The following is an 18167-nucleotide window of genomic DNA, read 5'->3' as shown; positions in this document are numbered from 1 at the left end:
ATGTTTTCGATCACGATGATTTAATGCGGCTGCGCCGTCCCGTGTGTGAGTAGTGACAACCGGCCCGGACTCCCCGTGCTCACGGGCGGCGATCCCGCACTTCATGGGATGATGAACACATGTCTGCATCGTCGCCGCTCCCTCTGGATCCCATCGCAGAAGCCCATCGCCAGTGGACCGCGCATGGCTGGGGAGATGCCGCCGACGGAATGGCTGCTGTCACTTCGCTGATGAGGGCTCAGCAGATCATGCTGGCCCGTGTCGAAGAGGTGCTCAAACCGACCGGATTGACGTTCTCACGGTACGAGTTGCTGACGCTGCTCACCTTCACGAAGAACGGTGCGCTTCCGATGGCCAAGGCAAGTGCTCGGCTTCAAGTACATCCGACGAGCGTGACCAATGCAGTGGACCGTCTCGAAACCGCAGGCTACGTGCGGCGCACTCCCCATCCGAGCGACCGTCGAACGACGTTGGTGGAGATCACCGAATCCGGTCGTACCTTGGCCGTCGATGCAACGGAGAGGCTCAACGACCACGTGTTCGGCAAGCCGGGACTCTCGGACGGAAGCCTCAGTTCGCTCGTGCGCATCCTGGCCGAACTGAGGCGCGCTGCCGGTGATTTCGACGACGCCGGAGTTCCGTCGGCCTGGTGAGCTCGCGCACTCACGGTTGTTTCGTGGTGAAATGTCATGCGTGCGTGGCGGGGGCCATGCCCAGGTTGGAGTGAACAGTGTTGGTAGTGGGCGTCGGCGCGGGTGCACACGGTGCACGCGCGATCCTGACCTACCTCGATAGTCCTCATCGAGCCCCGGTCGCATCGCGAACCGTCCGCCGCCGCCACGGTCAGACTCTCGCATCGACCATCGCCGACGGCGTATCGGCACTTCATTCGATCGCATCGAAACTCGCTGTGCCGGTGCGGCACTCGGCCATCGCCTACCGGCTCAGCGAGGACGCCGACGCCATCACCGCGCATCGAAGTCCGCGACCGTCTGCCCTCGTTCACGAAACAGCAGCTCAACTACGGTATCTGCGGTTCACCGGCACTGTTCCCAATCACGGCTCGGCGGTGTTGTGCGACATGGGTAGTACCGGAATGACGGTGTCCGTCGTCGACCTCGCCGAAGGCAGCACCATCGTCAGCAGGCGCACCTCGACCTACTGCGGCGACGATCTCGACCATCTGGTGCGCCGCCATCTGGCATCCAACGGAGTTCGTACCGATGTCGATTCTTCGCGATCGATGAAGGAGAAACTCAGTGTGGGCGGCGTGGTCACTGCACACGGCACCGACGGCGAAGGCCGCCACGTCTTCACCCGAAAAGACTTCGAGGACATCATCGCCGGCCCCGTCCGCTACGCGACGATGGTGGTCGATCAGACGATAGCGATGTCCGGTGCCACGCCGTCGACCATCGTGCTCGTCGGAGGCGGTGCGAACGTCTCGTCGATCGGAGCGTCCTTCGAACGTCACATCGAACTCCGCACCCAGGTCCCCGAACACCCGGAACTGGTGTCCGCCAGAGGCGCAGCCCTGCTGTCCGCGGATCAGCAGGGCTGAGACTCTTCTCAGCGGTGGGCGAAAGTGGCTTTGCGCTTCTCGATGAACGCGCTCATGCCTTCCTTCTGATCCTCGGTGGCGAACGTCGAGTGAAACAGCCGCCTCTCGAACCGGACACCCTCTGCCAGTGAGGATTCGAACGAACGGTTGACGGCATCCTTCGCCATCAGTGCGATCGGAAGCGACATCTCGGCGATCGTCGTCGCCGTGGCGACGGCGTCGTCGAGCAGATCGGCGACAGGCACGATGCGGGAGACCAGACCTGCACGTTCGGCCTCTTCGACCTTCATGTTCCGACCGGTCAGCACCATTTCCATGGCCTTGGCCTTGCCGACGGCGCGTGTGAGTCGCTGGGACCCACCGATTCCGGGGATGACACCGAGTTTGATCTCCGGCTGACCGAACACTGCCGTGTCCGACGCGATCAGCACGTCACACAGCATCGCCAGTTCGCAGCCACCACCGAGTGCGTACCCCGACACCGCTGCCACGATGGGTGTTCTGGCAGCAGCCAGTCGATCCCAGGCAGTGAAGAAATCGTCGAGGTAGACGTCCATGTACGACTTCGGCTGCATCTCCTTGATGTCCGCGCCGGCCGCGAATGCCTTCTCCGAACCGGTGATCAGGATGGCGCCGATCGCGTCGTCGTTGTCGAGTTCCTCGACGACGGACACCACCTCGCGCATCAACTGCGAGTTCAACGCGTTGAGCGCCTTCGGTCGGTTCAAGGTGATGATACCGACCCGGCCACGACGCTCGAGCAGTATGGTCTCGTAGGTGCTCATGCGCCAGCTCCAGTGGAACGCTCACGGATGTCGTTGATGATGCCCGAGAAATCGACATCGACACCGCCGCCGGAAGTCTCCTTGAATCGTGAGTAGATCTCGGCAGCCTGCAGACCGAGAATTCCTTCGACACCGTTGTCGCGCAACGCGTTCGCGGCGAGTCCGAGGTCCTTGTCCATCAACGCCGCCGCGAAGCCCGGCTTGTAGTCGTTGTTCGCGGGCGAGGTGGGAACCGGTCCTGGCACAGGACAATTGGTCGTGAGCGCCCAGCACTGGCCCGATGCCGTCGAGGACACGTCGTACAGCGCCTGGTTGCTCAGGCCCAGCTTCTCACCGAGCACGAAAGCCTCGCTGATCGCGATCATCGATACACCGAGAATCATGTTGTTGCAGATCTTCGCGGCCTGTCCGTTGCCTGCCGGCCCGCAGTGCACGACCTTGCGGCCCATCACATCGAGAACTGCTGCAGCGGAGGCGAAATCTTCTTCCGATCCACCGACCATGAACGTCAGTGTTCCGGCGGCCGCTCCTCCGACACCACCGGAGACCGGCGCGTCGAGACTGCGATGACCGGCCTCGGCCACCTTCTTGTGTGCGGCATGAGCGTCGGCGACGTCGATGGTCGACGAATCGATGAAGAGCGTCCCCGGTGCCGCAGCAGCCAGCAGATCGTCGTAGAGACCGAGAACGAGGCGTCCGTTGGGGAGCATCGTGATGACGATGTCCGCGTCCGCCACTGCGGCGACAGCAGAGTCGACAACCGTGACGCCGTCGGCCCTCGCCTGCGTCAATGCGGCCTCGACGAGGTCGAAGCCCTGCACCGTGTACCCGGCCGTGACGAGATTCGCCGCCATCGGGCCGCCCATGTGGCCCAGGCCCACGAACCCGATTATCTTCTCGCTCATGCGTTCTTCTCCAGTCCGTTTGGTTCCGCGGGCTCTGCTTCCAGCCCGAGTTCTGCGCTACCCACCGATGCGAAGTACCGATCCACGTCGGCCTGCGTGACGTCCGCCAACGTGGCAGGCGACCACTTCGGATTTCGATCCTTTTCGACCACCTGCGCACGGATCCCCTCGACGAGGTCGTGCGATTCGAGAGAGGCGAGCGAGACTCGGTATTCCTCGTTCAGAACAGCCTCGAGCGACGACGCCTCCGCGGCACGGCGCAGCGATGCCAGGGTCACCTTGAGCGAGACCGGCGACTTGGACTCGATGTCCGACGCAGCCTTCTCCGCTTCGGCAATTCCACTGCCCCGCAGTCCCTCGAGAATTTCTTCGACGGTGTCGGCGGCGTAATACCGGTCGATCCAGTCTCTCGCCGCACCCAGAGCCGAATCCGGCGCATCCGTCGTGAATTCACTCAACGCATCCGACAACGATCCGCTGCCGAGTGCGTCGTAGAACTTCTCGAGATTCGCCGACGGTACGAAGTGGTCGGCGAAACCGGCGGCAATCGCGTCGCCTGCATCCATCCGTGCCGTGGTGAGGCCGAGATGGGTGCCCAACTCGCCTGGCGCGCGGGAGAGCAGGTACGTGCCGCCGACGTCGGGAATGAACCCGATCCCGACCTCAGGCATCGCGATCTTGGACCGCTCGGTCACGATGCGCGTGTTGGCATGCGCCGACAGTCCGACACCGCCGCCCATGACGACACCGTCCATGATGGCGACGTAGGGCTTGGAGAACCGCGCGATGGCGGCGTTGAGGATGTACTCCTCGCGCCAGAAGTCCTTCGATCCCGACCCGCCCTCTTTGGCGTCGTGATAGATCGAGACGATGTCGCCGCCTGCGCACAATCCGCGCTCACCGGCACCGACGAGAAGCACCAGATCGATCGCGTCGTCGGAAGCCCATTCGACGAGCTTCGGCGCAATCTGCTGCACCATCGCATGATTGAGTGCGTTGATCGCTTTGGGCCGGTTCAGCGTGATCCGGCCGACCCCTCCCCGAACCTCGAACAGCACTTCTGGTTCAGCTGCTTCGGTCATGCCGCTCCCACTATCGAGCGAGCCACCACGACTCGCATGATCTCGTTGGTTCCTTCGAGGATCTGGTGCACGCGGAGATCGCGAACGATCTTCTCGACACCGTACTCGGCAAGATACCCGTAACCACCGAGCAGTTGTAGAGCGTTGTTGGCGACCTCGAAGCCGGTGTCGGTGGCGAATCGCTTTGCCATCGCGCACAGTTCGACCTTGTCGGGCGCATTGTTCTGCAGGGCTTCTGCGGCACGCCACAACATGGTGCGTGCCGCCTCCAGCTCGGTCTTCATGTCCGCCAGACGGAATTGCAGTGCCTGCGAATCGAGCAGACGTGCACCGAAAGCCTTGCGCTCGAGCAGGTAGGCAATCGCCTTGTCGAGCGCACTCTGTGCGCCGCCGATGGAACACGCGGCGATGTTGAGCCTGCCGCCGTTGAGCCCGTTCATGGCGATTCGGAAGCCGTCGCCCTCGTTGCCGAGCACGTTCGCCGCTGGAACACGAACGTCCTCGAAAATGACCTGACGGGTGGGCTGCGCGTTCCAGCCCATCTTCTTCTCGTTGGCGCCGAACGACAGTCCTGCCGAGTCCTTGGGCACGATCATCGCCGTGATGCCCTTCGGCCCTGGCTGACCCGTGCGCACCATGACGACGTACACATCGGCCGCTCCCGCACCGGAGATGAACTGCTTGACTCCGTTGAGCACGTAGTCGTCACCGTCACGTACTGCCTTGGTGCTGAGCGCACCCGCGTCGGAACCCGCACCCGGCTCGGTGAGGCAGTAGCTGCCCAGCTGATCCATCGAGCACAGTCCGGGAACCCACTGGCGCCGCTGCTCGTCGGTGCCGTACGTGTCGATCATCCAGGTCATCATGTTGTGAATCGAGATGTATGCCGCGATGGACGGATCTCCCGTCGCGAGCTGCTCGAAGATCCGTACGGAATCCAGCCTGGTCAGGCCGGATCCGCCCACATCCTCGCCGATGTAGATTCCGCCCATTCCCAGCCCTGCAGCCTTACGCAGTACATCTACCGGGAAGTGCTTGGTCTGATCCCACTCGACGGCGTCGGGGGCCAGGAATTCGTCTGCGAAGTCCCTGGCCGTCTCGTTGATCGCGCGTTCGTCTTCGGTCAAGGTGAACATGCGTCAGTCCATGTTGGGGATGACGAAGTGATTGGACGCCTGCTCTTTGGTGCCCGACGGCCAACGCTGCGTGACGGTCTTGGTCTTGGTGTAGAAGCGCACCGAGTCCGGTCCGTGCTGGTTGAGATCGCCGAATCCGGAACGCTTCCAGCCACCGAACGTGTGGTAGGCGATCGGAACCGGGATCGGAACGTTGACGCCGACCATGCCGACCTGGACGCGCGTGGTGAAATCGCGGGCGGTGTCGCCGTCGCGCGTGAAGATCGAGACGCCGTTGCCGTACTCGTGCTCGGAGGGCAGACGAAGCGCATCCTCGTAGTCCTTGGCGCGCACGACGATCAGAACCGGGCCGAAGATCTCTTCCTTGTAGATGCGCATGTCCGTGGTGACCTTGTCGAACAGCGTTGCGCCTGCGAAGAATCCGTTCTCGTGGCCTTCGAGAACGAAGTCACGGCCGTCGACGACGAGCTCGGCGCCCTCGTCGATACCGATCTGGGTGTAGTCGTTGACTCGCTTCAAAGCATCGCTGCCGACGAGCGGGCCGAAATCGGCGTTCTCGTCGTCGGAGCGGCCGATCTTGAGAGTCGCGACGCGTTCCTTCAGCTTGGCTACCAGCGCATCCGCGGTCTCTTCGCCGACGGGGACGGCGACGGAGATGGCCATGCAGCGCTCGCCCGCGGAGCCGTATGCAGCACCGAGCAGGGCGTCGGCAACCTGATCCAGATCGGCGTCGGGCATGACGAGGGCGTGGTTCTTGGCCCCGCCGAAGCACTGCGCGCGCTTGCCGTTCTTGGCGGCGGTCTCGTAGATGTACTGCGCGATCGGGGTGGAGCCGACGAAGCCGATGGCCTTGACACGGTCGTCGTTCAGCAGCACGTCGACGGCGTTCTTGCCACCGTTGACGACGTTGAAGACACCTGGGGGCAGACCTGCTTCGAGGAAGAGCTCGGCCAGCTTGAGCGGCACCGACGGGTCACGCTCGGACGGCTTGAGGATGAACGCGTTGCCGGTGGCGATGGCGGGCCCTGCCTTCCACAGCGGGATCATCGCCGGGAAGTTGAACGGTGTGATGCCCGCGACGACGCCGAGAGGCTGACGCATCGAGAAGACGTCGATGCCGCCGCCCGCACCCTCGGTGTACTCACCCTTGAGCAGGTGCGGGATGCCGACGGCGAACTCGACGACCTCGAGGCCGCGCTGAATGTCACCCTTGGCGTCGGCGATGGTCTTGCCGTGCTCACTCGACAGCAGGCGCGCGAGCTCGTCCATGTCGCGGTTGATCAGCTGCAGGAACTTCATCAGCACGCGGGCGCGGCGCTGCGGGTTCCAGCGGGCCCACTCGACCTGCGCCTGCTCGGCGTCGGCGATGGCGGCCTCGACCTCTGCGTCGCTGGCCAGCGGCACGAGCGCCTGCACCTCACCGGTGTTGGGGTCGAAGACGTCGCCGAAGTTGCCCGACTCTCCGGGAACGTGCTTTCCGCCGATGAAATGCGTGAGTTCGCGAGCCATGTGATCCGTCCTAACAGATGCAGGGGTGAAGTGTGCTCATCCTATAGTCGGACATCCATGCATGTCTACGGCCGCCCCTCGCTCACAGCCGGTGGTAGAAGCCGACCAGATCGGCCACAGCCTGCTTGACCTCGGCCTCCTCGGCGCCGGTCGACCTCAACGCCCGCCGTAGCACCATCGGATCGAGATCGTCGACGGCTGCCGCGAAGGTGGGCTTGGGAAGATTCGGCAACGGCATCTCGTCACCGAACCAGTCGTCCCGATCGAGATCCACCTCGGCTTCGCCGACCCCCTCGATCAGCTGATCGAGATCCACCCCGCGCAGGGTGAGGATCGTCGCCGCGGACGCGTCGATGTGCTCGGCCGCGATGTACATGAGCGCAGCCGCATGCTTGCACGGCCACCCGTCGTCAGGGCACGAGCAGTCGAAATCGAGTTGCCCCTTGTCATGAGGCAGCAGCGTCGACGCCAATGCCTGCGGAATCGCGTTGGACGCGAGCTCGGCGAGCATGCCCGGATTGGAGGTGACACGCTCGATGAGCGCTGCGACCTCACCCTTCGACAGCGGGTCGACCGTGACCGACGCCGAGAACGGTTCGAGCTGGCTGCCCTGCACCTCGCCGTAGATCTGCCCTCGCTCGATACCGAGATTGAGCACCTGACCACCACGGGCGTACGTTCTGCCGCGCGCAATCCGTCCGGGGTCGGCGAGTTCTTCCATCGCCGTCACGAAATGTCGACCCCACCAGGTCTGCCCGAAAGCCCCGCGCTTGTTCCGAGACTCGATACCGCCCTTCACTTTTCGACGCTTACCGTACTGACTGAAGTCGGCCATCACTCACCCACCGCGTCCTCACCGAGGCGGAACAGCTCCCGCAGCTCGGCCGTGTTCATCTCCGTGACCCAGTTCTCCCCTGCCCCGACGGCCAGATCGGCGAGGTCCCGCTTGGACTCCAGGATGCCGTCGATCCGCTCTTCGACGGTCCCCACGCACAGCAGTTTTCGAACCTGAACGTTCTTGCGCTGGCCGATCCGGAATGCCCGGTCGGTCGCCTGATTCTCCACCGCCGGGTTCCACCACCGATCCAGATGCACGACGTGGTTGGCAGCGGTCAAGTTCAGTCCGGTACCGCCCGCTTTGAGCGAGAGCATCATGATCGGCGGTCCGTCCTCGCTCTGGAACCGCTCGACCATGCGATCACGCCCGGTCTTGCTCACACCCCCGTGCAGGAACGGGATCTCGGTTCCGAAGCGTTCGGCGAAGTACGGCGCGACGATCTCACCGAACTCACGGAACTGTGTGAACAGCAACGCTTTCTCGTTGTCGCCGAGCACCGAGTCGAGAATGTCCTCCACGAGCCCGATCTTCCCCGAGCGATGCTGACCACGCCTGAGCACCGGCGAACCGTCGGACAGGAAGTGAGCGGGATGGTTGCACACCTGCTTGAGCCGCGTCAGCGCAGAGAGCACCGCGCCCTTGCGTTTCATGCCCTTCTTGTCGGCGATCTGCGCCAACATCTCGTCGACGACCGCCCGGTACAGCGCAGCCTGCTCGGCCGTCAGGTTCGACCGCACCGTCATCTCGTTCTTCTCCGGCAGATCGGAGATTACCGTCGGATCGGTCTTGACGCGTCGCAGAATGAACGGAGAGGTGATCGCGCGCAACCGTGTGACCGCGCCCTCGTCCTGTTCCCGTTCGATCGGCACCGAGAATCTCTTGCGGAAGTCCGTCGCTCGACCCAGCATTCCCGGGTTGGCGAAATCCAGGATCGACCGCAGCTCGTCGAGGCGGTTCTCCACGGGCGTTCCCGTCAGCGCCAACTTGTGTTCGGCCGGAATGGCAAGCGCGGCCCTGGCCTGGGAGGTCGCCGAATTCTTGATGTGCTGCGCCTCGTCGAGTACCACCCGGCGCCACGTCTGTTCGGCGAGCTGGGCGCGGTCCTTGGACATCAGGGCGTACGTCGTGACGATCAGGTCGTGCTCGGCAATGGCCTTGTCCAGGTCTGCGCCCCGGTCTCGCCCTGGCCCGTGATGCACCAGAACGCGCAGACCCGGAGTGAACTTGGCGGCCTCGCGCTGCCAGTTCCCGACGACCGACATCGGCGCGACGAGAAGCGTCGGCCTCGGACTCCGCTCGTGCGCCAACAACGCGAGAACCTGCAGTGTCTTCCCGAGACCCATGTCGTCGGCCAGCACGGCGCCGAGCCCGAGTCGGCTCATGAACGCAAGCCAATCCAGCCCTCGGCGCTGGTACGGGCGCAGCACCGCGTCGACGCCGTCCGGCAACGGGATCTGCTCGGGCGAGGCTCCCGGCTCCAACAGCGTCGCGGCCCATCCCGTCGCCCGAATCTCCTCGACGGGAGCAGGCGGCGGCTCGGCGAGGGTCATCTCACGCACGAGCGTGCCGAGCGGCGTGCCGTCACCGTGGTGCTCGGCGACATATTTCGCCGCGCGGGCCAGCTGGCTGCCGTCGGCCATCACCCACTGTCCACGCAGGCGCACCAGATCCCCCTTGGACACGGCGAGTCGGCTCATCTCGGCCTCGGTCAGCACCATGTCGCCCAGCTGCAACTGCCAGTCGTAGGAGACCAGTTCGTCCATTCCGACAGCCCTGTTCTCGGCGGCCTTGGTGACGCCGGGCGAGTCGACCCGCAGACGCATCGAGGGATCGAGCCGCGTCCACGCACGCGGAAGCAGGACCGTCACACCTGCCGAGTTCAGCGCCGTCGCACCGTGTTCGACGAGGTCGATCACCACCGACGTCGGGAGCAGAAGGTCCAGCGAGCCCGGGTCCGTCGGCAGATCACGGAGCCTCGGGTAGGCAGCGACCGCATCACCCAGTTTGCGGACGGCCGTGCTGAGCAGGCCCGCGTCGACACGGCGATTCATCGGAACCGGTACCGGCGCTTCACCGTCCGAACGCAGACACACCTGCAGCGTCCAGAATGCATCGTCGTCGATCACATCGTTCGCAATCGCATCGTCGGCGTCGTCGGGTTCGAGCAGGCGCAGTACGAGCGACGGTTCGTCGACGGTCAGGCTCGACCGCCACGTGTCGAGCAGCGTCGCCGTCTGCTGCGTGCCGTCGAGATACGGTTCGTCGAGGACGAGCGCGTCCCACATCGGGAACTCCGAATCGGGCTTGCCGAGAATCGATCTGACGATCGGATCGGTGAGCTCGTCGACGACGTTCTCGACGATCCTCCTCGGTCTGCCCTCCGAGCGCAGCGCCGGCGGCATGACGACGGCCAATTCGCTGAGCCACGCACGTTGACGCTCGCCGCCGACGAGCGTCCAGCGGGGCCACCACTGACCGTCGGCGAGCGAGAGTTTCGGAACCACTCGCCCCGCCTTCGCCCACGCCTCGATTCCCTTGGCGACGTGGCCGAGGTAGCGCAAATCCCCCGAGATCGCTCCGTGCGACGCCGGCGTCCTCAACAACAGTTCTGCGGCCTCCGTCGGAGCAAGCGCGATGGCCGGAATCTGCGCGGTGGTCGCGCCGCCACCGGCCGCGGGGAAGGCGACCGTCGCGCGAGCACGAAAAGCCCTGGTCAAGGCCCGAGCATGCGCGGCGGGTAGCTCCGGTTCATCTCCGGTGGAGAGCTCGTCGTCCCACAGCATCAGCCCCGAGCTCGGAGACCAGAGACCGTGCAGCATTGCTCCATCCAATCAGGGCGTTGCGACATCGATCGAGCGAGCATCCGACCAGGCACGAAAATCCCCCTGTGGGCATGGCGCTCCACTTCTGCCGGAGTGCGCGCGGTGTCCCGCCCGAGGGTGCAAGGAATGGACCTCGGTGCCCATCCGGTTACCTCGAAAACGGACAATGAGGCACAGTAGATGCATGATCGCGTATGGATTCAGCGAGTACGGTGGCCCCGAAACCGAGTATTTTCTCGACATCCCGATCCCGGACCCAGGGCAGGGACAGCTGCTCGTCGCAGTACACGCGGCCGGAGTGAACCCCGCGGACTGGAAGGTCAGGTCGGGCAACCGCAAGGACACCGTGCAGACGTCTCTGCCAGCGGTACTCGGGCGTGAAGTGTCCGGAACCATCGTGCAGGTAGGAACCCACGTCGACGGTTTCGTCGTCGGAGACGAGGTATTCGGGGCGACCGCATCCGGTCACGGCGGCTACGCGCAGTACACGGTGCTGAACGCGTCGAGTGCCGCACACAAGCCGGACAGCGTGAGCTTCGCCGAAGCCGCCACTCTGCCCGTCGCCGCGGGTACCGCCTACGACGCGCTGGACAGTTTGGCTCTGCGCAAGAACGACCGGCTCCTGGTCCTCGGTGCGGGCGGCGGTGTCGGTTCGTCGACACTGCAATTGGCGCACGCCGACGGCATCGACACCATCGGGGTGGCCAGTGCAGGGAAGAAGGACTGGGTGGAAAGCCTCGGCGCGACTTTCGTCGAATCCGGCGAGGGATTCGCCGACCTGATCGACACCGTCGACGGCATCTTCGACCTCGTCGGCGGAGAGGTGCTGCGGGCCGCAGCCGCGCGCGTGAAGACCGGTGCGGCCATCGTCAGCGTTGCCGATCCGGTGCTCGCCGGCACGCTCGGCGGATCGGGGGTGGTTCGCGATCGCAGCACCGACGCCTTCACGCGGCTCGCCGAGCTGGTCGCCTCAGGAGTTCTGCGGCCCCGCATCGATCACCTGCTGCCCCTCGATCGCGCGGGCGAGGCGCTGGCACTCGTCGAAACCGGCCACGCGAGCGGCAAGGTCGTCGTCGAGGTCGGGTGACCGTGTCGGACCCGTACGGCACACTCGTCCGGTAGCTACGAATTCTCGACGATTGGGTGTGTGTGAAAAAGCTGCGTATCGCGCTGCTGTTGTTGGTCGTCACCTTGGCTATGTCCGCTTTCGGGTCCTGCGATACGTCGGATATCCCCGGGTTCTCCGCTCCCCCGCCTGCGCCCGGAAGCCCGACGCGTGCGCAGTTGGACACGTTGCTCGGTCAGGTTCAGGTCGTCGGCGCCAGGCCGGACGCCCTCGGTTACGAGCGGGGATGCAAGAGCGGACAGGGTTGCGTGTTCGGGCCTGCGTGGACCGACGACTACGACGGACCGGGCGGTCACGACGGATGCGGCACGAGGGACAACGTGCTCGCCAAGGACATGACCGATCTGGTCTTCAAGACCGGCACACACAACTGTGTCGTACTCGAAGGCACTCTTGCCGACCCGTATTCGGGCACCGTGATGCAGTTCAGCAAGTCCGACGCGAGCAAGGTTCAGATCGACCACATCTATCCGCTGTCCGCGGCATGGGACATGGGAGCCAACGGCTGGCTGCCGGAGAAGCGCATTCGATTCGCAAACGACATCGACTTCAATCTCATGGCCGTCAACGGATCCGACAACCAGTCCAAGAGCGACAAGACGCCGTCGCATTGGCTGCCACCGAACGAGTCCTACCACTGCTACTACGCGGGTAAGTACCTGTCGGTCGCGGCGCAGTATCGACTCCCGATCACCCAGGCCGACCAACGCGCTCTGTCCGCCGTCTCGGAAACATGCTGAGCACACTGCACTGACGTAATGTACGGACAATGTTCTCGCGTAGCTTCCTCGATCGTGAAACCCAACTCTGTATGTCGTTGTCCGGCAGGCCGAGCAACATCGGCACCCGATTCCACAATTACCTCTACGACGAGCTGGGGCTCAACTTCGTCTACAAGGCCTTCACGACGACTGACCTTCCTGCCGCGATCGGCGGAGTCCGTGCGCTCGGTATCCGCGGGTGCGCGGTGTCGATGCCGTTCAAGGAGGACGTCATCGCGTTGGTCGACGTGATGCATGATTCGGCGAGCGCCATCGAGTCGGTCAACACCATCGTCAACGACGACGGTGTGCTGCATGCGTACAACACCGACTACCAGGCGGTCGCGAATCTCCTGTCCGCGTCCGGGTTCTCGAACGACTACACCGTCGCAGTCACCGGCAGCGGCGGCATGGCCAAAGCAGTTGTTGCGGCGCTGCGCGACTCGGGATTCACTCGCGGAACCGTCGTCGCACGCAACGCCGACACGGGCCGGTCGCTGGCGTCGACCTACGGCTACGAGTGGTCCGCGGAGGCAGTCTCGGCCGACCTTCTGGTCAACGTCACGCCGGTGGGAATGGCAGGCGGCCCCGACGCCGACGCGTCCCCGTACTCCGACGCGCAGATCTCCTCGGCGCAGGCGGTCTTCGATGTGGTGGCCATGCCGTCGGAGACGCCGTTGATCACCGCGGCCCGTGCGGCAGGCAAACCCGTCGTCACCGGCGCCGAGGTCATCGCACTACAGGCAGCCGAGCAGTTCGTGCTGTACACGGGTGTCCGGCCCACCGACGAGCAGATCCAGCGTGCATCGGAGTTCTCGCGGCGCTAGTGCGCACTGCGTCGGGCATCATTGTTTCTCGTGCCCGACCCGACGACCTCGCTACCAGAGGACAGTTCCACACGATTTCAACCCGTCAGTGCGGGAGTCGTCACAGCGCTGGTCGGATTCACCAGCTCGTTCGCGGTGGTATTGACCGGACTGCGCGCGGTCGGGGCCACACCCACCGAGGCCGCTTCCGGATTGCTGGCCCTGTGCGTCACGCAGGCGTTCGGCATCCTGTGGCTGTCGCGGCATTACCGTCGGCCCATCACTCTGGCCTGGTCGACGCCGGGAGCGGCGCTGCTTGCAGGCACCGGCGCGATCACGGGAGGGTGGCCCGCCGCAGTGGGCGCGTTCCTCGTCGTCGGGCTGCTGGTACTGCTCACCGGATTGTGGCCACGACTCGGTGCGCTCATCGCATCGATCCCCACCGCCCTGGCGCAGGCGATGCTCGCGGGCGTGATTCTCCCCCTGTGTCTGGCCCCGGTGACCGCGTTCGCCGACGCCCCGGCCGCGGTCGGCCCGGTCGTCGCAACCTGGCTCGTTCTGCAACGATTCTCGAAGCGGTGGGCCGTACCTGCGGCCTTCGGCGTCGCCGCTGTCGTCATCGCCGTGTCGCTCGGCCGCGGGGACGGTTCGCTGAACACCGGTGACATGATTCCGCGCATCGATCTCACAACACCGCACTGGACGTGGCAGGCCTTGATCGGCATCTCGGTGCCGCTCTACATCGTGACGATGGCATCGCAGAACATTCCGGGCGTCGCGGTCATGAAGTCGTTCGGCTACGACGTACCGTGGCGCTCGTCGATGGCGGTGACCGGCATCGGCACTGTCGTCGGTGCAACGGCGGGCGGACATGCGATCAATCTCGCGGCGATCAGCGCTGCGCTCGCCGCTGCGCCGTCCGCGGACCCGAATCCGAAGCGTCGGTGGATCGCGGCGTACACCGCCGGTTGGGCGTATCTCGTTCTCGCGCTGTGCTCGGCGGCGCTCGCCACCCTCGTCGCCGCCGCCCCGGCAGGCGTCGTGGAGGCAGTTGCGGGACTTGCGCTGATGGCGACGCTCGGATCCTCGCTCGCGAGTGCGCTGCGGACGGAGAACGACCGCGAGGCCGCGGTGATGACCTTCCTCATCGCAGCTTCCGGTGTGACCGTGCTCGGCATCGGTTCGGCGTTCTGGGCACTTCTGGTCGGGTTGGCCATCAGATGGGCGCTGGGGTCGACACGCGCCGACCGTGGGTGAGACGGCGCACTAGGCTCGTTGTCATGACCGCTTCCGCTGACCAACGTGCCGAGCACAACACGGCAGCCGACTACCGGGCCCTGTGGCCCGTGGCGACCAGGTGGGACGACAACGACCACTACGGTCACGTCAACAATGTCACCTACTACTCATACTTCGACACAGCCGTGAACGGGTGGTTGATGGACACGACCGGCGTCGACATCCGCGAGCTACCCGCCATCGGCGTTGTCGCCGAGACGTCGTGCACGTACCACCGCGAACTGTCGTTCCCGGACCGGCTGCAGGTCGGGTTGTCGGTCGAGCGACTCGGCAACCGCAGCATCGTCTACTCGCTGGCCCTGTTCCGCGAATCCGAGCGCGACGAACTGGAGTTGGCGGCGACCGGACGGTTCGTTCACGTCTACGTCGACTCCGAAACCCGCAGGCCGGTCCCGATTCCGACCGAAATCGAAGTTGCCGCTCGAACTCTCGTCATTCCGAGCTAGAGGCCGACCGCGTCCGCCGTCGACATCGCACGCGCAACGATGTCGTCGATCAACGACGTCGTCGGCGCTCCGGCATCGGCACGATTACGCGCATCCGCCTCGGCGCGGCGCATGACGCCCTCGGCGATGATCGAGAGCTTCCACAGCGCCAGCACCTCCCAGTACCCCGCCGACGACACGTCGCGCCTGGTGTTCCTGGCATATTCCGCCACCAACTCGTCACGCGTCGGGAATCCCGGCAGCGTCGATGCCATGAAGGGACCGGCGACGGAATCGCCCGCCTCCGGCCAGTACGCGAGCAGACCGCCCAGATCCGCCAACGGATCCCCCAGGGTGCACAACTCCCAGTCGACGACGGCCACGATCGAGCCGTCCGAAGGAGAGATGATGACGTTGTTGAGATGAAAATCCCCGTGCACGAGCGAGAGCTCCTGCTGCTCGGGCACCTGTGCGGCAAGACGCTTACCCAGCGCGTCGATCGCGGGTACCTCCCGTGATTTCGACCGCTCCCACTGCGTGCTCCAGCGCTTGAGCTGACGCTGCGCATACGGCTTGTGACTCGCCAGGTCGACGAGTTCGACACTCCCCAGATCGACTCGATGGACCTCGGACAGTGCTCCGATCAACGACAGGCCCACCGCGCGGCGCAGACTCTCACCGAGCGCGTCCGCCGTGGCGACCGAGTCGATCACGACTCCGTCGACGTGGCTCATCAACACCAGCGGCGCGTCCGACACCGCAGGATCTTCGGTCACCGCCAGCATCTTCGGGACCGGAACACTCGTGTTCTGCAATGCGGAGAGAATTCGATACTCACGGACCACGTCGTGCGCGGAAGCAAGCAGCGTTCCGAGCGGAGGTCGTCGCAGCACCCATTTGCTGCCCCCGGCGTCACCGACCGCGAACGTCAGATTCGACTGGCCGTTACCGATCCGCTGGAAAGTGAACGGGGACACCGCTCCTATTCCCAGCGACGCTATCCATTCGGAAACGGAGTACTCGTCCAGACCAGCTGCCGACATTCGCGCCCTTCCTCGCATGCATCCAACCGAGTGGATGGTAGGCCACTCGGTGTGGGTCGCACTGCGATTCGGGTCGGATCAGCTGGCGCGTAGGTACGAGGGTGTCGACGACGCGTCGGCGGCGTCCGCCGTCTCCCGTCGGGCCGCTATCTCGTCCACGTCTCCGACCAGGAGCGACACCAGGGCGTCGGGCTCGCTGAGCCACGCCTGCGACATGGTGCGCAGTTCGCTGGGTACGAAGAGTCCGCTCATCTCCAGTGCTTCGACCCACTCCGCCACTACCTCGGTGGTGGCCTCGGGGAGCGAACTGCGATCGAGACGAGCAACTTCGAATTCGTAGCAGAAGAACGCGCGCATCATGTCGAGTTGACCGTGCGACAGCGACGACGATGCAGAGCCGGACGACGATGCAGATGCGGTATCGACAGGCGCGGTATCGAGTACTGCAGCCTCGATGGGGACTTCTGGGCAGGCGTCTGCGAGAGTCATGGTTTCTCCTTCGATCGGCTTCGCTGTGCGATGCCCGGTAAGCCACGAGGCTTGGACCTGCCCGGTACCGTTTTCGGATCGTTACGATCGAGTTGTAACGATTTCCACTCTTGTCCGATGGTTCGAAACTACGCTCTCCCCGTCCATCGCCACCAGACCAAACCAAATGATGTGATAAGCGTCACACCAGGGGTGGTCATCCAGTCACTATCCAGCAACGAATGTTTTCACTCGCGCGTGCATGCCGAGCCATGCAGCCATACCGTGCCCGAACCTGCAGGTAGCGTGTCTGACGTGGCGAAAGAACCTGAACGCATACCCATACGGCTCCGTCGCGCACGGGCGGCGATATTCGGAATCTTCGCCGTGAACGGCTTTCTTCTCGCTATCTGGGTGGTCCATATCCCGTCGGTCGAGCAAAGGGTAGGTATATCGCATGCCATGCTCGGCTCTCTTCTTCTCGTCCTCGCAACAGGTGCAATCGTCGGAATGCAGACCGCGGGGCCTCTTTCGGACCGATACGGAAGTAACCGACTCGTTATAGTCGCTGCCGTTCTGCTGTCGTTCGCCGTGATGGGCCCGGCACTGTCGACGAGCGCACCCATGCTCGGTCTCGCGTTGTTCACGTTCGGTCTGTTCAACGGCGCACTCGACGTCGCCATGAACTCTCAGGCCGTCGACGTCGAACGGTGTTACCGCCGGCCCATCATGTCGGCGTTCCACGCCCTGTTCTCGGTCGGCGGTGTTGCCGGATCGCTCGTCGGAGCAGCGACGCTTGCGCTGAACGTTCCCATCGAAGCCTCGATCGGCGGAGCAGCCGTCGTAGGACTCGCCGCCGTCGGACTCTGCAGCAGATTTCTGCTGAAACCGTCCGAGCATCAGCAGCCCGACGCCGCACCTTCGGACAACCACGGACGGTTCTCGCCGCGCGTACTCGCCCTCGGCGCCCTTGCCTTCGCCCTCCTGCTCGCCGAAGGCGTTGCGAACGACTGGAGCACGCTCCAGGTCAAAGAGCACCTCGACACGTCCGAGGGGACGGCAGCACTCGCCTTCGGCTTCTTCGCCGCGATGATGACGGTCGGACGCTTCTGCGCGGACAAGGTCAGCGCGAGATTCGGCCCGGTTGCCGTGGTTCGGTACGGCAACCTGATCGCAGCCGCCGGAATGCTGCTCGTGCTCACCTCCGGGTGGCTGCCGTTGACACTGGCGGGGTGGGCGGCGTTCGGGCTCGGACTGTCCGGCAGCATCCCTCAGATCTTCACCACCGCCGGGAATCTGAGCTCAGGTGCATCGGCGACCAACATGTCACGCGTTGTCGGCATGGGGTACGTGGGGTTGCTCGCCGGGCCTGCGATCATCGGCTGGCTCTCGCATCTGATTCCGCTCACCACCGCCATGATCGTTCCGCTGCTGCTGACCGTTGTCGCCGCCGCTGCCGCGGGGACAGTCCGGGCGCCGCGCATTCCGATCACCCAGTAGTTTCACGGCCGGCTCACATGCCGCATTCAGCTTCGTGTTGCATCCTCGTGACCACATGAGTGCGCAGACGGACGCACGCGGACAGTCGGGGGTGCGGAAAG

General features: G+C 64.6%; 17 protein-coding genes. 8 read left to right on the top strand and 9 right to left on the bottom strand.

Going from position 1 to position 18167, the window contains the following annotated elements:
• The first annotated feature begins 119 nt into the window (after positions 1 to 119).
• Complete coding sequence (locus RY1_RS26650; RefSeq protein ID WP_072807055.1) at positions 120 to 653, top strand: MarR family winged helix-turn-helix transcriptional regulator; 534 nt, start codon at positions 120 to 122, stop codon at positions 651 to 653.
• 77 nt (positions 654 to 730) lie between these two features.
• The gene (locus RY1_RS26645; RefSeq protein ID WP_245819973.1) at positions 731 to 1561 is read left to right on the top strand and encodes a DUF7159 family protein; all 831 of its coding nucleotides are present in this window, start codon (positions 731 to 733) and stop codon (positions 1559 to 1561) included.
• Between the two features lie 8 nt (positions 1562 to 1569).
• Here RY1_RS26645 and RY1_RS26640 read toward each other — a convergent pair whose 3' ends face one another.
• From RY1_RS26640 to RY1_RS26610, 7 genes are all read right to left on the bottom strand, one after another.
• Positions 1570 to 2346 carry an enoyl-CoA hydratase gene (locus RY1_RS26640; RefSeq protein WP_072807053.1) on the bottom strand — a complete coding sequence of 259 codons (777 nt, stop codon included), beginning with the start codon at positions 2344 to 2346 and terminating at the stop codon, positions 1570 to 1572.
• A complete protein-coding gene (mmsB, locus tag RY1_RS26635; RefSeq protein WP_072807052.1) occupies positions 2343 to 3251 on the bottom strand; it encodes a 3-hydroxyisobutyrate dehydrogenase in 909 nt (302 codons plus the stop codon). The genes RY1_RS26640 and mmsB overlap by 4 nt, the downstream gene beginning before the upstream one ends.
• On the bottom strand, positions 3248 to 4333 hold the full coding sequence (locus tag RY1_RS26630) for an enoyl-CoA hydratase/isomerase family protein (protein ID WP_072807051.1): 1086 nt from the start codon (positions 4331 to 4333) through the stop codon (positions 3248 to 3250). The genes mmsB and RY1_RS26630 overlap by 4 nt, the downstream gene beginning before the upstream one ends.
• The gene (locus RY1_RS26625; protein ID WP_072807050.1) at positions 4330 to 5469 is read right to left on the bottom strand and encodes an isobutyryl-CoA dehydrogenase; all 1140 of its coding nucleotides are present in this window, start codon (positions 5467 to 5469) and stop codon (positions 4330 to 4332) included. Before RY1_RS26625 ends, RY1_RS26630 begins: the two co-directional genes overlap by 4 nt.
• A gap of 3 nt (positions 5470 to 5472) precedes the next feature.
• The gene (locus RY1_RS26620; RefSeq protein ID WP_072807049.1) at positions 5473 to 6978 is read right to left on the bottom strand and encodes a CoA-acylating methylmalonate-semialdehyde dehydrogenase; all 1506 of its coding nucleotides are present in this window, start codon (positions 6976 to 6978) and stop codon (positions 5473 to 5475) included.
• An 82-nt stretch (positions 6979 to 7060) separates the two neighbouring features.
• Positions 7061 to 7813, bottom strand: coding sequence for an SWIM zinc finger family protein (locus tag RY1_RS26615; RefSeq protein WP_072807048.1), 753 nt, complete (start codon positions 7811 to 7813; stop codon positions 7061 to 7063).
• Positions 7813 to 10635: a DEAD/DEAH box helicase gene (locus tag RY1_RS26610; RefSeq protein WP_072807047.1), complete on the bottom strand. Its 2823-nt coding sequence runs from the start codon at positions 10633 to 10635 to the stop codon at positions 7813 to 7815. The genes RY1_RS26615 and RY1_RS26610 overlap by 1 nt, the downstream gene beginning before the upstream one ends.
• 187 nt (positions 10636 to 10822) lie before the next feature.
• On the opposite strand from RY1_RS26610, the gene RY1_RS26605 reads away from it, so the two are divergent.
• The 5 genes from RY1_RS26605 (at position 10823) to RY1_RS26585 (ending at position 15076) form a co-directional block, all read left to right on the top strand.
• On the top strand, positions 10823 to 11725 hold the full coding sequence (locus RY1_RS26605) for an NADP-dependent oxidoreductase (protein WP_072807046.1): 903 nt from the start codon (positions 10823 to 10825) through the stop codon (positions 11723 to 11725).
• A 110-nt stretch (positions 11726 to 11835) separates the two neighbouring features.
• The gene (locus RY1_RS26600; protein WP_072807100.1) at positions 11836 to 12504 is read left to right on the top strand and encodes an HNH endonuclease family protein; all 669 of its coding nucleotides are present in this window, start codon (positions 11836 to 11838) and stop codon (positions 12502 to 12504) included.
• Positions 12505 to 12533: 29 nt separating this feature from the next.
• Positions 12534 to 13352 (top strand): shikimate 5-dehydrogenase, encoded by an 819-nt coding sequence (locus RY1_RS26595; RefSeq protein ID WP_072807045.1) that lies wholly within the window; start codon positions 12534 to 12536, stop codon positions 13350 to 13352.
• Between the two features lie 30 nt (positions 13353 to 13382).
• Positions 13383 to 14588: a benzoate/H(+) symporter BenE family transporter gene (locus RY1_RS26590; RefSeq protein WP_072807044.1), complete on the top strand. Its 1206-nt coding sequence runs from the start codon at positions 13383 to 13385 to the stop codon at positions 14586 to 14588.
• 23 nt (positions 14589 to 14611) lie between these two features.
• Positions 14612 to 15076, top strand: coding sequence for an acyl-CoA thioesterase (locus RY1_RS26585; RefSeq protein WP_072807043.1), 465 nt, complete (start codon positions 14612 to 14614; stop codon positions 15074 to 15076).
• On the opposite strand, the gene RY1_RS26580 is transcribed toward RY1_RS26585, so the two are convergent.
• The gene (locus RY1_RS26580; protein ID WP_072807042.1) at positions 15073 to 16098 is read right to left on the bottom strand and encodes a phosphotransferase family protein; all 1026 of its coding nucleotides are present in this window, start codon (positions 16096 to 16098) and stop codon (positions 15073 to 15075) included. The genes RY1_RS26585 and RY1_RS26580 overlap by 4 nt on opposite strands.
• Positions 16099 to 16176: 78 nt before the next feature.
• Positions 16177 to 16587, bottom strand: coding sequence for a hypothetical protein (locus RY1_RS26575; protein ID WP_072807041.1), 411 nt, complete (start codon positions 16585 to 16587; stop codon positions 16177 to 16179).
• A 294-nt stretch (positions 16588 to 16881) separates the two neighbouring features.
• On the opposite strand from RY1_RS26575, the gene RY1_RS26570 reads away from it, so the two are divergent.
• Complete coding sequence (locus RY1_RS26570; protein ID WP_371829512.1) at positions 16882 to 18066, top strand: MFS transporter; 1185 nt, start codon at positions 16882 to 16884, stop codon at positions 18064 to 18066.
• The last annotated feature ends 101 nt before the right edge of the window (positions 18067 to 18167 follow it).

Source organism: Rhodococcus yunnanensis NBRC 103083 (assembly GCF_001895005.1).
In the GTDB taxonomy this organism is placed as follows: Bacteria; Actinomycetota; Actinomycetes; order Mycobacteriales; family Mycobacteriaceae; genus Rhodococcoides; species Rhodococcoides yunnanense.
This window is presented reverse-complemented; position numbering and strand designations above follow the sequence as displayed.

Coding starts and splice junctions, on each gene's coding strand:
- RY1_RS26615 (WP_072807048.1), bottom strand. CDS start 7,813: ATGGCCGACTTCAGTCAGTACGGTAAGCGTCGAAAAGTGAAGGGCGGT.
- RY1_RS26620 (WP_072807049.1), bottom strand. CDS start 6,978: ATGGCTCGCGAACTCACGCATTTCATCGGCGGAAAGCACGTTCCCGGA.
- RY1_RS26585 (WP_072807043.1), top strand. CDS start 14,612: ATGACCGCTTCCGCTGACCAACGTGCCGAGCACAACACGGCAGCCGAC.
- RY1_RS26600 (WP_072807100.1), top strand. CDS start 11,836: ATGTCCGCTTTCGGGTCCTGCGATACGTCGGATATCCCCGGGTTCTCC.
- RY1_RS26630 (WP_072807051.1), bottom strand. CDS start 4,333: ATGACCGAAGCAGCTGAACCAGAAGTGCTGTTCGAGGTTCGGGGAGGG.
- RY1_RS26575 (WP_072807041.1), bottom strand. CDS start 16,587: ATGACTCTCGCAGACGCCTGCCCAGAAGTCCCCATCGAGGCTGCAGTA.
- RY1_RS26650 (WP_072807055.1), top strand. CDS start 120: ATGTCTGCATCGTCGCCGCTCCCTCTGGATCCCATCGCAGAAGCCCAT.
- RY1_RS26640 (WP_072807053.1), bottom strand. CDS start 2,346: ATGAGCACCTACGAGACCATACTGCTCGAGCGTCGTGGCCGGGTCGGT.
- RY1_RS26605 (WP_072807046.1), top strand. CDS start 10,823: ATGATCGCGTATGGATTCAGCGAGTACGGTGGCCCCGAAACCGAGTAT.
- RY1_RS26610 (WP_072807047.1), bottom strand. CDS start 10,635: ATGCTGCACGGTCTCTGGTCTCCGAGCTCGGGGCTGATGCTGTGGGAC.
- mmsB (WP_072807052.1), bottom strand. CDS start 3,251: ATGAGCGAGAAGATAATCGGGTTCGTGGGCCTGGGCCACATGGGCGGC.
- RY1_RS26580 (WP_072807042.1), bottom strand. CDS start 16,098: ATGTCGGCAGCTGGTCTGGACGAGTACTCCGTTTCCGAATGGATAGCG.
- RY1_RS26625 (WP_072807050.1), bottom strand. CDS start 5,469: ATGTTCACCTTGACCGAAGACGAACGCGCGATCAACGAGACGGCCAGG.
- RY1_RS26595 (WP_072807045.1), top strand. CDS start 12,534: ATGTTCTCGCGTAGCTTCCTCGATCGTGAAACCCAACTCTGTATGTCG.